The 14,933-nt window shown below is 45.6% G+C and carries 13 protein-coding genes and 1 tRNA gene; 11 read left to right on the forward strand and 3 right to left on the reverse strand.

Going from position 1 to position 14,933, the window contains the following annotated elements:
• Nucleotides 1-198: 198 nt before the first annotated feature.
• On the forward strand, nucleotides 199-2,859 hold the full coding sequence (locus Q4Q54_RS18290; RefSeq protein ID WP_311989201.1) for a TonB-dependent receptor: 2,661 nt from the start codon (nucleotides 199-201) through the stop codon (nucleotides 2,857-2,859).
• Nucleotides 2,860-2,962: 103 nt separating this feature from the next.
• On the opposite strand, the gene Q4Q54_RS18295 is transcribed toward Q4Q54_RS18290, so the two are convergent.
• Complete coding sequence (locus Q4Q54_RS18295; protein WP_311890673.1) at nucleotides 2,963-3,322, reverse strand: TraR/DksA C4-type zinc finger protein; 360 nt, start codon at nucleotides 3,320-3,322, stop codon at nucleotides 2,963-2,965.
• Between the two features lie 247 nt (nucleotides 3,323-3,569).
• Entirely contained in the window at nucleotides 3,570-4,523 is a 954-nt protein-coding gene (locus Q4Q54_RS18300; protein ID WP_012089496.1) for a tRNA-dihydrouridine synthase, read from the reverse strand.
• A 268-nt stretch (nucleotides 4,524-4,791) separates the two neighbouring features.
• On the opposite strand from Q4Q54_RS18300, the gene Q4Q54_RS18305 reads away from it, so the two are divergent.
• The 10 genes from Q4Q54_RS18305 (at nucleotide 4,792) to Q4Q54_RS18350 (ending at nucleotide 14,633) form a co-directional block, all read left to right on the forward strand.
• Nucleotides 4,792-5,220, forward strand: coding sequence for a hypothetical protein (locus Q4Q54_RS18305; RefSeq protein WP_311890674.1), 429 nt, complete (start codon nucleotides 4,792-4,794; stop codon nucleotides 5,218-5,220).
• A 112-nt stretch (nucleotides 5,221-5,332) separates the two neighbouring features.
• Nucleotides 5,333-6,202, forward strand: coding sequence for a DUF692 domain-containing protein (locus Q4Q54_RS18310; protein ID WP_311989202.1), 870 nt, complete (start codon nucleotides 5,333-5,335; stop codon nucleotides 6,200-6,202).
• Nucleotides 6,202-6,948, forward strand: coding sequence for a putative DNA-binding domain-containing protein (locus Q4Q54_RS18315; protein WP_311989203.1), 747 nt, complete (start codon nucleotides 6,202-6,204; stop codon nucleotides 6,946-6,948). The genes Q4Q54_RS18310 and Q4Q54_RS18315 overlap by 1 nt, the downstream gene beginning before the upstream one ends.
• A 354-nt stretch (nucleotides 6,949-7,302) precedes the next feature.
• Nucleotides 7,303-7,671, forward strand: coding sequence for a YbaN family protein (locus tag Q4Q54_RS18320; protein ID WP_311989204.1), 369 nt, complete (start codon nucleotides 7,303-7,305; stop codon nucleotides 7,669-7,671).
• Nucleotides 7,672-7,935: 264 nt separating this feature from the next.
• Complete coding sequence (gene apt / locus Q4Q54_RS18325; protein ID WP_086010671.1) at nucleotides 7,936-8,487, forward strand: adenine phosphoribosyltransferase; 552 nt, start codon at nucleotides 7,936-7,938, stop codon at nucleotides 8,485-8,487.
• Nucleotides 8,488-8,524: 37 nt separating this feature from the next.
• Nucleotides 8,525-11,830, forward strand: a complete 3,306-nt coding sequence (gene dnaX, locus Q4Q54_RS18330) for a DNA polymerase III subunit gamma/tau (protein WP_311989205.1) — start codon at nucleotides 8,525-8,527, stop codon at nucleotides 11,828-11,830.
• Between the two features lie 237 nt (nucleotides 11,831-12,067).
• Complete coding sequence (locus tag Q4Q54_RS18335; protein ID WP_028759630.1) at nucleotides 12,068-12,397, forward strand: YbaB/EbfC family nucleoid-associated protein; 330 nt, start codon at nucleotides 12,068-12,070, stop codon at nucleotides 12,395-12,397.
• A gap of 12 nt (nucleotides 12,398-12,409) precedes the next feature.
• Nucleotides 12,410-13,009 carry a recombination mediator RecR gene (recR, locus tag Q4Q54_RS18340; RefSeq protein ID WP_006082081.1) on the forward strand — a complete coding sequence of 200 codons (600 nt, stop codon included), beginning with the start codon at nucleotides 12,410-12,412 and terminating at the stop codon, nucleotides 13,007-13,009.
• Between the two features lie 460 nt (nucleotides 13,010-13,469).
• Nucleotides 13,470-13,961 carry a GNAT family N-acetyltransferase gene (locus Q4Q54_RS18345; protein ID WP_311989206.1) on the forward strand — a complete coding sequence of 164 codons (492 nt, stop codon included), beginning with the start codon at nucleotides 13,470-13,472 and terminating at the stop codon, nucleotides 13,959-13,961.
• Nucleotides 13,962-14,219: 258 nt separating this feature from the next.
• Nucleotides 14,220-14,633, forward strand: a complete 414-nt coding sequence (locus Q4Q54_RS18350; protein WP_063883044.1) for a hypothetical protein — start codon at nucleotides 14,220-14,222, stop codon at nucleotides 14,631-14,633.
• A gap of 184 nt (nucleotides 14,634-14,817) precedes the next feature.
• On the opposite strand, the gene Q4Q54_RS18355 is transcribed toward Q4Q54_RS18350, so the two are convergent.
• A tRNA-Met gene (locus Q4Q54_RS18355) sits at nucleotides 14,818-14,894 on the reverse strand.
• Between the last annotated feature and the right edge of the window lie 39 nt (nucleotides 14,895-14,933).

The following is a 14,933-nucleotide window of genomic DNA, read 5'->3' on the forward strand; positions in this document are numbered from 1 at the left end:
TGTATATCAACTTTTTAATTGCTGTTGACGATATTTCATACATCAGATTGTGTATCAATTTGTTTTATTGTGGAATAAATTTGTTTTAATAGTTGACTTGAATGTAGCGTATTAACATTATCTCTACAGCGAAATAGAGTTCGCTGGTAAAATATAAAAATAAAAGCATAGGGTTTTATTTACCTCAAGGAGAGATTAATGCGCTATTTAAGTTTGACGGCCAAAGCCGTTCGTACTAGTTTAATTACTGCGGCGACAAGCAGTGTGGTTTTTTCGGGATTAGGTTTTTCTGCAATGATAAATGCAGCAGAAGAAAATACCAAAGTTGAACGCATTGAAGTGACGGGTTCTCGTATTAAACAAGTTGATATGGAAACCGTTTCACCCGTGACTGTCATCAATGCTGCAGATATTGCTATGACAGGTGAAAAAACCGTTGCTGACGTATTAAATAACTCTGCGATAAACAGCTTTGGTTCTTGGCGTGGTATTTCAGGTTATGGCTCTGGTGCAAGCTCAACCAGTAATGTCAATTTACGCGGTTTAGGATCGTCTGCGACCTTAGTGTTATTAGATGGACGCCGTATGCCAGGCACGAGTTCGAGCTCTGGCTCAGTGGCGGATACATCTTCTATCCCTATGGCTATCGTGGAACGTATTGAAATCCTGCGGGATGGCGCTTCAGCAGTCTATGGTTCCGATGCGGTGGCGGGCGTGATAAACATTATCACTAAGAAAGAGTTTGAAGGTTTTCAGCTTGATTACAGTACAGAGCAACCAAGCGTAGAAGGGGGCGATGCTAACCGTTTATCGCTTGCAACTGGCTTTAATACAGATAAAGGCAATATCACTCTCACCTATGAATATTATGATACTAAAGCGGTAATGGATCGTGATATTTGGCGAATGGATGATTCAAGTTATAACGCCTATAGCGGATATAGCTCAGTACCAAATGGTAAATATGGACCAGGCAATGGTAGCTGGTATAGTAATTCAGATATATGTGAAAAAACGGAAAATACCATAGACTCAGGTGATGGTCGTTGTTTATATAATCATGGTAATGTGACTAAGTTATTTGGTGATCAAACCCGTAACTCGCTATTATCAAATTTCTCCTATGAAATTTCAGAAAATATTAAATTCCGAGGCCGAGCTTCTGCGTCTTTAGCTGAAACTGAAACTCGTTATGCGGGTACACCAGTATCAACGAATACCCCAGTGATGAGTGCCGATAATAAGTACAACCCCGTTGGTGAAGAATTAGTGATTTCTATGCGAGGTGCGCAACTTGGCGAGCGAGATACATTAACTGAAACTAACAATTTTGATATTCTCGGAGGCTTTGTTGGCACAATAGATTCAGGTAATGGTATCGATTGGGAATTAAATGCTCAGCATGCGACCTCAACAACAAACAGTTTTAACTACAATTTACTCAATGACAATATTATTCAGCAAGAAATAGATTCAGAGCAATATGATATTTTCAATACCTCTGGCATGAGTTATGAGCAGTGGGACCAACAGATGACAGATCTGTATCGCAAAGCTGCACATACTGGGGTTTATCAGGGTAAATTTGAAAGTACTCAATTGGATGGTCTTGCTTCGACCTTACTACTCGATGACGGTGATTTTTCGGTCGCTATGGTCGGCGGTCTTGAATATGAAATGATCAAGTTTAAGCAAACCAGTGATCCAGAATCGGCCGCGGGTATTATCTCCGGCGGTTCGGGTGGTGATGATGTGGACGCCACGCGTGACCGTAGCGCCGCTTATTTGGAACTCCAAGTTGGCTTACCTGCCAACGTTGAGTTCTCTGCCGCGGTTCGTTACGAGCGCTATGAGCAGGAAGGCTCTCTGACTGGGCCTCAAGGTGAAGTGGTCAACTCATCGACCTTCGATGCCGTGGTGCCTAAATTTGGTTTGAGCTGGCGCCCAGTGGATAGCTTGTTACTGCGTGCCAGTTACGGTGATTCGTTCCGTGCGCCAAATATGAGTGAAATGTTCTCGTCTCAATCCTTGAGTTTTGAGAAGGCGGTGGATTCCCTATGGTGTAATGAACCCGGTAACGTGGATGCCATATATTGCGCTACCAATAATCAGCATAAAACTTGGTTTGGTGGTAACCCAAACTTAGAGGCTGAAGAGGGTAACTCGTTAACCTTTGGTGGTGTTTGGAATGTCACTGATGCATGGAACTTGGAGTTATCTTATTACTCAATCACCTACGACAATAAAATCGAGTCGATCGATGTAGATGATATTCTGCGTGATGAAATCAAGAATGGATCGTCTCCCTATGTGACCCGTGGTCCAGATGGCAAGATTGAGTATATTGAGGCGGGAATACGTAATTTAGCCACAGTTGAGACCTCTGGTATCGATTTTGTAACGGCTTATAACTTAGAGACAGGTTTTGGTGATTTCAATTTCAAACTGGATTTGACTCACGTGCTTGATTTTAAGAAGCAGGATAATGCCGAATCAGAGATGATCGACTACGCAGGAACGACGGACTCACCCGATTGGCGTGGCAACTTTGCGACAAGTTGGAAATACGATGATTTCTCTGCAGCATGGACAGTCGTCTATATTGGTAGTCAATCAGCAAGTTATTTCAACGAGTTAGAAAAAACTGACCGTTATGTCGATTACGATAATTACTTTAAACACAATATCCAATTTGGTTATACCCATGCTTATAACGGCTCTATCACAGTAGGGGTGAATAATGTGTTTGATGCTGAAACACCAAACTATTATACCTACGCCGATTATCGCGATGTGAATGTGGGTTTATATGATGTGTTAGGTAGAACGTATTACCTGAGAATAAACCAGAAGTTTTAGGTTGTCCGCCCTCCCTGGATAACTCAAACCTCCGCTTGCGGAGGTTTTTTTGCTTATTTTTTCCTGCTTTTCAGGTTGCTTATCGGATATCGAATCAGTGCTATCAATGGGTGAGGCGCAGCTCGTGGCGGTGTTCGTGTTGATAATGTTCGGCGCAGGAGGCGCAGCGTTGTTCTGTGGGATCTTGGCTTAAGCGTTCGGTTTCGATTTCCGCTTCGCAGTCGGAGCAAAGGCCGTAGAGGCCTAAGTCGAGCTGACAAAAGGCGGCATCAAGTTTATTCAGCTGGCAAAATAGCGGGTGATCGGCCAGTGGCGTTTGCGCCAATGTATCAATTAACTCTGTCAGACTCAGGCTAGCATAATGCTCCCCTATGACTTCGAGGAACGGAGGGAGCGCGCCGAGTTCTTTCCTTAGATTAGCTTCAAGCTCTGACAATTCATGTCTGATATGGGTGGTGCTCACGTAAAATCGCCTATTTCATTTGACTCTAGGCGTCCAGTCTAATAGTTCCACTACCAACGACTATGATAAAGATCAAGTATCTGCCATATTTTAAATATTTTCGCCGTTAAAAATCGAAAAAGTACTTCATTCCTATCGTATTATGTGTGCTATCGCTAAGTCCCTTTCATGGCTCACATTGCCGCGCATTGAATCTCGATTTCTAACAGTTTTATGGTTGGCCGTCGTTCTGTGGTTGCTCACTCTTCTATGATTCGTTGCCTAAGTTTCGCTGCGCAGCTTCTAATACCGCGACGATTTCTTCCGTTGTTTTAAACACGCGTAGCTCCCTAAATAAAGTATCGGCTTCGGGATATTGACGATTGAGGTAGGTAAACCACTGTTTGATCCGGGCGGGATAATAGTCACTCTTGCGACCATTAAGCTCTCTTTGGGTATAACTGAGCATCAGCCCTAAGGTTTGCGCCCAAGTATAAGGGGTTGCACCTGTCTTGATGGTATCGGCCAAGTTCGGCAATGAAATCGCCCCGCGGCCGATCATAATACTGTCGCAGCCGGTGACTTCGATGCAACGCTTAGCATCATCGCTGTTCCAAATCTCGCCGTTGGCGATCACCGGGATAGGCAAACGTTTGCGTACTTCTGTGATGTATTCCCAGTAGGCGGGCGGTCTGTAGCCGTCGACTTTACTGCGCGCATGGATGGCAAGCTCAGTTGCGCCGGCTTCATACACAGCGATAGCATTTTCCATGAACAGTGACTTATCTTCGTAGCCCAAACGTATTTTGGCGGTCACGGCATGTTCTTTCGGCACCGCTTGACGCATGGCTTTGACAATATCGTGCACGCTCTCAGGATATTGCAGTAATACGGCGCCACCTTTGCTGCGGTTAACGATTTTTGCCGGACAGCCAAAGTTGGCATCGACACCGTGTGAGCCGAGTTCAATTGCCCGCAGGGCATTTTCACCCATACATTGGGGTTCTTGGCCGAGTAACTGCACTCGCACTGGCGTACCCGAAGGAGTATTCCCCTTGTTGAGTAGCTCAGGACACAGTTTGAGAAAGACTTTTTCAGGCAGCAGTTGGTCTACCACACGCACAAATTCGGTGACGAGCAAATCGTAGGGATTGATGGTCGATAGAATGTCACGCATTAAAGCGTCTACTACGCCTTCCATTGGAGCCAAAATCACACGCACTGCAGTAAACCTATATCTATTTGCAAAGGGCGAGCATTCTACCTTATCGGCCTTAAGTTACAAAGTGGCCGAGTGAATGCGGATGATTATGCGCTCCCATAAATAAAATCCACGCTAAACTGATTGTCCTAGCAGGATATTTTGACCATTTCTGTGATTTAGTGATATTTTTTGCAATAGAATTGAAACAGGGCAGGTCTTTTGCAGTAAGCCAGCTACTTATACTGTTGTTGGTCAACATTACTCAATAAACAAGAAGGGATTATTTATGAATTCAGTTAAAAAAACAGCAGTTGCAGTGGCCTTAGGTTCAGTCGTCATGAGTTCAGCTTTTGCTGTCAATGCCCAAACTAACCCGTTTGGTTTTGAAGCAATGGATGCGGGTTATCAAATTGTCGGCTCAGAAGGCAAATGTGGTGAAGCCAAATGCGGCGCGGATATGAAGAAAGCCGCTGCTGAAAAAGCCAAAGAAGGTAAATGTGGTGAAGCTAAGTGTGGCGCGGATATGAAGAAAGCGGCCGCAGATAAAGCCCATGAAGGCAAATGTGGCGAAGCGAAATGCGGCGCTGACATGAAAAAAGCCGCGGATAAGGCCCATGAAGGTAAGTGTGGTGAAGCGAAATGTGGCGCTGATATGAAGAAAACCGCAGAGAAAGTTGACGTTAAAGTCGAAGCCGTTAAAAAAGAAATGAAATAAATCTGACTGCACTGAGCCCGCTGTGATGGGGGTTATTGAGTCTAAAGAGGCCAGCCCGCGCTGGTCTCTTTTGTTTTATCCTAAAGCGATGACCAAGCGTTCGTGAGGTTTTATGAATAATCAAAAAAATGCGGTACAGGTAGGGCTGGGCTTACGGCGAGAAATGCTCAGTGAGTTTTGTGAATCGGTGCCTGAAGCGATTAATTTTTTTGAAGTGGCACCAGAAAACTGGATGACCTTAGGCGGTAAGTTTGGCCGTCAATTTCGTGAACTGACTGAGCAACATAGTTTCTATTGCCACGGTTTGAGCTTATCGATTGGTAGCCCTGAACCCTTAGATCTCACGTTTGTAAAAAACATCAAAACCTTTATGGATTTACACCAAATCCAAGTCTATTCCGAACACTTAAGTTATTGCTCAGGCCAAGGTCACTTATACGATCTCATGCCTATCCCTTTTACCGACGCAGCGGTAAAGCATGTGGCGGCGCGGGTGAAGCAGGTCGAAGATATTTTAGAGCGGCCACTCATTTTAGAAAATGTGTCATTTTATGCCGCCCCCGGCGCGCACATGAGCGAACTTGAATTCGTCAATGCCGTGCTGCAAGAAGCCGATTGTAAGCTGCTACTCGATGTGAACAACATCTATGTGAACTCGATAAATCATCAATACGATGCCGATACCTTTTTACAGGCCATGCCGACGGAGCGTATCGCTTATCTGCATATCGCTGGGCACTATAAGCAAGCTGAAGATTTACTCATCGACACCCATGGCGCCGCCATTAACGATCCCGTTTGGGCACTGTTGCAACGTTGCTATGCCTTACATGGGGTAAAGCCGACCTTGCTTGAGCGTGACTTTAATGTGCCGACAACCGCTGAATTGTTGCTCGAGCTAAATCAAATCCACGCTTATCAAGCCGCAACTCCCAGCTCCCACATTCAAAGTAGCGCTCATGTTGTAAAGAGGAGTGCCTAATGGATTTTAAGCAAGTGCAGCAATCCTTTATCGATTATATCCGCGATCCGACTCGGCCATTGCCCGCGGATACTGATGTCCGGCGCATGCAGGTTTACCGCGAGTTATTTTTCAATAATGTGCTGGGATTTGTGTCGAATGGCTTTCCCGTGCTGAAAAGTTTGTATTCTGAGGAAGAGTGGTTGGCATTAGTGCAAAGCTTTTTTAGCCAGCACGATTGCCAATCGCCAATTTTTATCGACATCGCGGGCGAGTTTTTAGATTTTTTACAGCAGCAATATCAACCCACGGCGAATGATCCTGTTTTTATGCTCGAATTAGCCCACTATGAATGGCTGGAGTTGGCCGTCGCGGTGGCACAGGGGAGTGGGGATGAATCTCAACTTAGCCCCGCGCAAATTTCGACGCAGGCCTTATGTTTATCGAAGACGGCGAGGGTGGCGCAGTATCATTTTGAGGTGCAGCACATTCGTCAGGATTATCGTCCGCAGCAACAACTCGATACGCCAGTGTTTTTTTGTCTCTACCAAGATGCCGATTGTGAAGTGTGTTTCCTACAGTTAAATCCCTTAAGCGCACAGGTGCTGGCATTTCTTCAAGCTCAAAGCCAAGCGGGTTTTCAAGAGATACTTGATTGGTTAACAATCACTTACCCTCAAATGGCGCCAGAGATTATTGCGCAAGGTTGTACTCAGTTACTCGAGCAATTAGCGGCCAAAGGTATAGTGCGCGGTCGTCAGTCTTAAGGTGGGGATTATTGCCGAAATAAATGCAATAACCCTACAGTTAGAGGGTTTTTATTAATTTGACAAACCGCTACAATGTCGGCCGTTTTGTGATCTTAATCACTGTATGATTCCTGCGCACTTATACTTGCACATACTAGAGGAGCTGTAATGAGTAGTCAGCCGTTTAAAGACCCATTTAATTTTTTGTATTTTATTGGTTTTATTTTAGTTTTACTGTTGCCGACTCTGCCAGCAAGCCTGTCTTGGTTAAAGCACTTAGGTCTAATTTAAGCGAGCGTTAATCTCGAGCGCATAGACTATTGGCCACTCTTAGAGTGGCTTTTGTTTTTCTGATAAAGGGTAAGTAAATCGATGGTATTAAAGCGCGGATTATTTTTATTGTTAGGTTTAACCGCGTTAGCCTTGGGTTTACTCGGTATCGTGCTGCCTTTGCTACCGACCGTGCCGTTTATCTTGCTTGCCGCTTTTTGCTTTGCCCGCTCCAGTGAACGTTTACACCATTGGTTGATGACTCATCCTTGGTTTGCCGATGCCTTAACCCAGTGGCAAGAGCAGCGAGCAATGCGTAAGGGGTTGAAACGCAAAGCTATGGTCGTCAGCGCGCTGAGTTTTAGTGTCAGCATTATTGTGGTGCCTATCCTTTGGGTAAAAGGTTTGCTGCTCGTGATGGCACTCGTCTTACTCTGGTATCTCAAAGGGATCCCTGAAATAGCGGAATAGAGCGACACTGTGGATTCAATGTGTGGCAAATCGTTTGCGTCGCGTCATGGGTGAGGGGATGTAACACTGTGTCGACAGGGTTTGATCTGAGGCACAAATTGATAACCTTTCCATCACTTGTGCATTGTGATTGTTGCAACTAAAACTAAAGCGGCATAAGCTTTGTCCGACTTTCGACAATGCGTCCACCCAGTGTGGACGTTTTGTTTTATACCGCCAACGCTAGGTTGGTGAATTGATTAAGTAACTTATTAAGTAAATATGATGGCTATGAATACAGAAACCTTATCCTTGATAAAGCAAAGCATTAAAACGATTCCTAATTATCCTAAGGAAGGGATTTTATTTCGAGATGTCACCAGTTTGCTTGAGAATGCAGCCGCCTATAAAGCGACCATCGACTTGTTAGTTGAACATTATCGTGGCCAAGGCTTTACCAAAATTGTGGGCACCGAAGCCCGTGGTTTCTTATTCGGTGCGCCGTTGGCTTTAGAATTGGGTGTGGGTTTTGTGCCTGTGCGTAAACCGGGTAAATTACCGCGTGCGACTATCAGCCAAAGCTATGAACTGGAATACGGTCACGATAGCCTAGAAATTCATACCGATGCGATTAATCCAAATGACAAAGTGCTAGTCGTTGACGATTTACTCGCGACTGGCGGTACTATTGAAGCGACCGTTAAACTCATTCGCCAACTGGGCGGTGAAGTTAAACATGCAGCCTTTGTGATCTCATTACCTGATTTAGGTGGTGAAGCACGTTTAACCGCTTTAGGGCTTGAGTTGGTTAAACTTTGTGAGTTTGAAGGCGAATAAATCTGCAGCTAAAGGCGCCTTGGGATAGTTTGATGGCATGTCAAATCATGACATGTTATCTTTCAAAGTTCTCGGGGCGCATGCTCCCGCTCTTGTATCACATACTCTGGGGAGTTCCATGTCATATCAGGTGTTAGCCAGAAAATGGCGCCCTGCCACATTTGATCAAATGGTTGGCCAAAGCCATGTTTTGCATGCCTTGACCAATGCGTTAAGCCAGCAGCGCTTACATCATGCTTACCTGTTTACGGGAACGCGCGGTGTCGGTAAAACCAGCTTAGCACGACTCTTTGCCAAAGGCTTAAATTGCGAACAAGGCGTGACAGCGACTCCCTGTGGTGTTTGCGGTAGCTGTGTGGAAATCGCGCAAGGCCGTTTTGTCGATTTAATTGAAGTCGATGCCGCGTCCCGCACTAAGGTCGATGACACCCGTGAGCTGTTAGACAATGTGCAGTATCGTCCGACCCGTGGCCGTTTTAAGGTTTATCTCATCGACGAAGTGCATATGCTGTCGCGCAGCAGTTTTAACGCACTGCTAAAAACCTTAGAAGAACCCCCCGAGCACGTTAAATTTCTTTTGGCGACAACTGATCCACAGAAACTGCCCGTGACTGTGTTATCCCGTTGTTTGCAATTCAATTTAAAAAGCCTTACCCAAAGCGAAATTGGCACTCAGCTCAATCATATTTTGACTCAAGAGCAATTTCTCTTTGATGCTGAAGCCCTAAAGCTTCTTGCCAAAGCCGCCAATGGCAGTATGCGTGATGCCTTGAGTTTGACCGATCAAGCGATCGCCTTTGGTGGCGGCAATGTGATGCTCACTCAAGTGCAAACTATGCTGGGCAGTATTGATGAGCAGCATGTGGTTGCCTTGCTTAAAGCCTTAACCGATGCCGATATTGGCGTGTTAATGCACACTTGCGCCCAAGTGCTCGCGTACGGCGCCGATGCCCAAGAAGTGCTGCGCAGTTTGCTTGAGCTGTTACATCAAATTACCTTGACCCAATTTGCCCCCGCGGCCGCGCAGCAATCTTTGTATAGCGCGCAAATTCGCGCCTTTGCCGAGCAGCTGACGCCGGAGCAAGTGCAGCTTTATTATCAGATTTTATTAACGGGCCGCAAAGATTTACCCCATGCACCCGATCCTAAATCGGGTCTTGAGATGGCGCTGTTACGCGCAGTCGCATTTGTGCCAGAAAAGCCGGTAAAGCGTTGGCAGCCTGAAGCGGTCGCTGAGATCCGTTTACCCGAAGGGCAAACGCCCGTTGCGGCAACTGCTGCAGCGCAAGCTCCTCATGTAAATGAACAACAGTTTGCTGAAACACATACTGCTGAACCACATAGCACTAAACCGCATACCATTAAAACAGTGCCTGCTGAAAAAAAAACAGCATTAATTGAGCAAACTAGCGCTAACCAGCAAGTTGAAACCGCGCAAGCGGACGCTGTTGACATGGCTGACGTGTCAATTGAGCCAGCAGATACCTCAGAGCAGGCATTTGATGCTGAGCTCGAAGCGGATGCGGCATTAATTGCCGAACAGGCGGTGATTCTAAGTCAGGCGCAGAGTCAGGGATTTAACGCTGACAGCTTAAACGCTGACACAGTGAATGCTGAGGTAGAGCCTCAAACTCAAACAGTATCAACCGCTCAAGCGCCTTCTATACACATTTCTGAACCCGTTGCTGACATTGAAGCATCGGTTGCGAGTTTAGATGCTCAGAATAGTGAAGTTCCTGAATTAATCGGGGCAGCTGCCGAGTCGAGTATTGTTAATCCAGCTATGGCTGAAACGCTTGTTGATTCAACATCTGCTGATAACAACAGCGCTGCTGAGAACACACTGGATAACAATCCCACCGCTAACAATACGCTTGAGCAAAATGGGCTTGATGAACATAGTCCCTATGGAACTGAAGCCGAGTATTCATATCCAGCGATGGGAGATTATGCCCAAGAGTCAGCACCGCTCGATTCCTATCAAGATGCTTATGTTGAATTCTCTTCCGGCTCTTACAATGACGATGATTTTCATCACAGCTTTGACTCTCATGCTGTGCCTGATGATGTTCAACACTCAGCTAATGTTCAACACTCAGATAGTGTTCAACATTCTGCTGATGTTCAAAGCGCAGCAAGTATTCAAAGTGCTGTAGGCATGCAAGGCTCTGTTGATAGTCAGTCAGCTGCAATGGCTCAAGTGTCTCCTCAGACACTTACTCCAATTTCAATTCCAACACTAGCCTCCGCATCCTTAGCCGATGATGATATTCTCTCGGCGGTGTTGGCGGCGCGGGATTCACTGTTATCAGATCTTGATGCCTTAAGTGTTAAGGACGGTGATGAAAAAAAGTCGTCACTGGACTCAAAATTAAAGACACCAAACAGTAAAGCCAATGGGATCACTTTATCAAAACCTGCCAGTAAAAGTGATGCAAGTAAGACAAGAGCGTCATTCTCTGCCGATCCCGCCGCTGATTTAGATCCCGATTTAACAATAGATTTTGATGATGATTTTGACTTAGATCTTGAGCCAATTACTTTGCATCAATCCGTATCTTCGATCGCAGAATCAGCTAGTTCTGTTTCTGCTGTTCCAGTCAAACCGGCAGCATATGATCGTCCGCCTTGGGAGGCTGAGCCAAAAGCAGAGTTAACGGTTGAGCTTATCGAAACGACTCAGGTTGAGTGCGGCAATAATGATATCGCTGATGTTGCTGCTGATGTTATGGTGGCTCAAGGCTCAGAAATTAAGGTCGACTCAGCCAACGGTGATCAAGGATCTTTAGAGGCTAGCAACACTGCTAATGATGCACTAAATCAGACGGCTAGTGCTGTTGAACGCACGCAGGAGACACACGTTGCGCTCAGTTCGACTCAACCTATTAGTGGTCATCCATTAGATTTGCATTGGTACAAGTTGATGGCGAGCTTAGAGATCGGCGGACGAGTGCGGCAATTGGCGGTGAATTCCGTTTGCCAAACCCAGAGCGATCCTTTGCCGCTGTTGCTTAAGCCAAACCAGAAGCATCTAGCGGCCGATGTGGCCATAGTGCAGCTCGAGCAAGCCTTAAGTGCTGCGCTCGGGAACCCAAGACGGGTGCAAGTGGTCATAGGAATCGATGAACAGCGGGAAACGCCTTTAGAGTTACGTAAGCGTTTCCACCAAGAGTTGCTGCAACAGGCGCATCAATCATTGATCCATGATGACAATGTGCAATGGTTGATCCAACGTATGGGCGCCGAACTCGATGCCGATAGTTTAGTGTACCCACCTGAGTTGTTGAATTTACGCAGTCAGCAAATACAAGCTTTACCTGAGCTAACTGAGGCCGCGAGTTAACCACTATCGATTATCAACAATCGACGAGTCCTAGGGGCAAAGTTTGGTCGTTAATTTGTTACGCCGTGGTTTAAATTTGAGCTTAAAGTACCTATTTATAGTAATGCTGCTGAGAAACTCGGCATCGAGATCATAAGTTTATTAACAAGATAACGGCATTGATTGCCAATCCCATTTATTTAAGTAAGATTAGCCGCGTTAATGCTTGCGACTAACCCTAATAGAAGAGAAAAGACTATGTTTGGAAAAGGCGGTATGGGCAATCTGATGAAACAGGCCCAGATGATGCAAGAAAAAATGGCCAAAATGCAGGAAGAAATCGCCCGTATGGAAATGGTGGGTGAATCGGGTGCAGGTTTGGTGAAAGTCACCATGACAGGCGCGCACACAGTACGTAAAGTCGAAATCGACCCAAGCCTGATGGAAGACGACAAAGAAATGCTGGAAGATTTGATTGCTGCAGCTTGTAATGACGCTGCCCGTCGAATTGAAGAAAATCAAAAAACTAAAATGGCCGAAGTCACTGGTGGTATGCAATTACCTCCAGGCATGAAAATGCCATTTTAATTGAGATAGCCGATGAAATTTAGTCCACTGTTAGATGAGTTAATTCAGTCCCTGCGTTGTTTACCTGGGGTTGGGCCTAAATCGGCGCAACGTATGGCGTTTCAGTTACTCGAGCGCGACAGAAAAGCAGGGCTTAAATTAGCCAGTGCGCTGTCCAGTGCGATGAGTGACGTCGGTCATTGTCAGTCTTGCCGAACCTACACTGAAGAAACCCTCTGTCCGATTTGTGCTAGCCATAAACGCGGCACGTCTTCCACCATTTGTGTGGTGGAAACGCCGGCCGATGTGTTAGCCATTGAGGCGGGTGGACATTTCACCGGTCGCTACTTTGTGCTTTTAGGTCATTTATCGCCACTCGATGGTGTTGGGCCAGAAGAGCTAGGTTTAGCGTTACTCGAGCGCCACTTGGCTTCGGGTGATGTTGCCGAGTTGATTTTAGCGACCAATCCGACGGTAGAAGGCGAGGCCACAGCGCATTTTATTGCTGATATGGCCAGACGCCATAAGGTGATGATCAGTCGCATCGCCCACGGCGTACCCGTTGGTGGAGAGCTTGAATACGTGGATAGCACGACGTTAGCCTTGTCATTCAATGGCCGTTTACCGCTTTGACAGAACACAGTGACTCAGTTTAGTTAGTGTAATGTGATTGATTATATTAGCTTAATTTTAATGCTGAACGGTTCGGCTCGACTTAAGTGTCGCGATATCCCATAAACCCGCCAAGAACCTATCTTGAGCGGGTTTTTATTTGCCCAGTGTTTTAACATCGGTGTCGAGGCAGAGTTGTGGTGATAGGGCCGTGGAGATAGCGCTGTGCTTCAATCCTCATTTCAATTGATATCTACCCATATAAAAACTAGGTTTATCAATAGTTTTTTAAATTTCATACTTGTCTTATGCGAGCTTCATCCGTAAAGTCGGTTTGATAAGAAGCGGGCTAAGTTGCGATTTACCACAGTGTTCGCGCCTTTGTGCCTAAGCTAATTCGTGGATTTAGATCTGTGTGCTTAGCTCTGTGTACGTTGAACCGGACAGGTATTTTTTATTAGAAAACCATGGAGGGGACTCATTGGAAAAGATTACGATTAGGCATGCAGAGAAGCGTGACGCCGCAGCTATTCAAGCCGTATATGCCTGCCCAAATGCCTATACTGGTACCTTACAACTCCCTTGGCCATCGACCGATAAATGGGAGTCACGCCTTGCGGCAACATCGAATCATATTAGTCGCTATGTCGCAGAGATTGAAGGTGAAATTGTCGGCGAGTTGGGTTTTGAGGTGTACGAGCAACCCCGTCGCAGGCATGTTGCCTCCTTTGGATTGGGGGTAAAAGACAGCTACCAAGGCCGCGGTGTTGGCAGCGCCTTGATTAACGCTATGCTTGAGCTTACCGATAAATGGATGAATATAAAACGAATTGAATTAACGGTTTATACCGATAATCATGCCGCCATTGGTCTGTATAAAAAGTTTGGCTTTGTGATTGAAGGTGAGTCGAAGGATTTTGCTTTTAGAAATGGTGAGTTTGTCAGTGTGTATCATATGGCGCGGATAAAATAGCATGCTGATCTCGGCGCTATTTTAGCTGTTGCTTAAGGCATTTACTTTAAGAACGGACTCTAAGCGCTCATTCCAAATCCTAACTTTAAGTCCTAACTTTAAGTACTTACTATAAGATCTGACGCTAAGTGCTCAATCTAAGAACTTACTTCAAGTGCTCACTTCACAAACCGAGGTCTGGGATAGCATTAAGCGCTCATTTTCAGAGCTCGCTTTAGGTGCTAAGTGTGTGTCTATCTCAACTTTTAAGGATAAAAAATGGGACTCATTTTATTGCCACTGCTGATACTTTGGTTGGGTGTCGGTATTTATGCCATTCGTATCGGCTATCAAGTCTTGGCTGGGACGTCTCAATTAAGCTATGTACTCAGTGTTTGTGCTATTGCTATCGTGGCATTACTGCTTTATCTCTATTTCGGTTTCGCTCAATTTAAGGAAAATAAAGCGTTGTGGGCGTTCGAAATTCCAATGTTTTTTGCCGCGAATAAGCTCGCTTTTGGCGTCATGATCCTTGGTCTTTTACTGCACTGGTTCGGTCAAGGTGTTCTCACTTCCGCTTATCTGAAACCTCTACCTTTCATCATGATTTTCACCGTTTCCTTTGGTGCTATGGCCGGAGTCATATTGTCCGATACCTTCATGGCGAAATTTGAAATCCAAAAAACGCATTGAGATCAGCTAATCAGGTTAAATTTTTAGTTCGGATGCTGTTGCTGAAGTGGATTTGAACTGATGACCTTCGCCCGTTATTTATAAAGAGTTGATCCCGACGAGTTAGCATGCCGCTCTATCCCATATTTTACTGTGGGTTTCATTGATTTTTAGGTACAAAAAAACCAGCTTATGCTGGTTAAATTGGTTGCGGGAGCCGGATTTGAACCGACGACCTTCGGGTTATGAGCCCGACGAGCTACCATACTGCTCCATCCCGCGTCCGATTGTTGTGCTAGCTTTTTTAACTTTCACTAGTAA

Origin of the sequence: Shewanella sp. SP2S2-4 (assembly GCF_031932025.1) — a bacterium.
GTDB classification, from domain to species: Bacteria; Pseudomonadota; Gammaproteobacteria; order Enterobacterales; family Shewanellaceae; genus Shewanella; species Shewanella baltica.

Bases quoted from the DNA above. Each gene is read 5' to 3' on its own strand.
- Q4Q54_RS18290 (WP_311989201.1), top strand. From the start codon at position 199: ATGCGCTATTTAAGTTTGACGGCCAAAGCCGTTCGTACTAGTTTAATT.
- Q4Q54_RS18305 (WP_311890674.1), top strand. From the start codon at position 4,792: ATGAATTCAGTTAAAAAAACAGCAGTTGCAGTGGCCTTAGGTTCAGTC.
- Q4Q54_RS18310 (WP_311989202.1), top strand. From the start codon at position 5,333: ATGAATAATCAAAAAAATGCGGTACAGGTAGGGCTGGGCTTACGGCGA.
- Q4Q54_RS18315 (WP_311989203.1), top strand. From the start codon at position 6,202: ATGGATTTTAAGCAAGTGCAGCAATCCTTTATCGATTATATCCGCGAT.
- Q4Q54_RS18320 (WP_311989204.1), top strand. From the start codon at position 7,303: ATGGTATTAAAGCGCGGATTATTTTTATTGTTAGGTTTAACCGCGTTA.
- apt (WP_086010671.1), top strand. From the start codon at position 7,936: ATGGCTATGAATACAGAAACCTTATCCTTGATAAAGCAAAGCATTAAA.
- dnaX (WP_311989205.1), top strand. From the start codon at position 8,525: ATGTCAAATCATGACATGTTATCTTTCAAAGTTCTCGGGGCGCATGCT.
- Q4Q54_RS18335 (WP_028759630.1), top strand. From the start codon at position 12,068: ATGTTTGGAAAAGGCGGTATGGGCAATCTGATGAAACAGGCCCAGATG.
- recR (WP_006082081.1), top strand. From the start codon at position 12,410: ATGAAATTTAGTCCACTGTTAGATGAGTTAATTCAGTCCCTGCGTTGT.
- Q4Q54_RS18350 (WP_063883044.1), top strand. From the start codon at position 14,220: ATGGGACTCATTTTATTGCCACTGCTGATACTTTGGTTGGGTGTCGGT.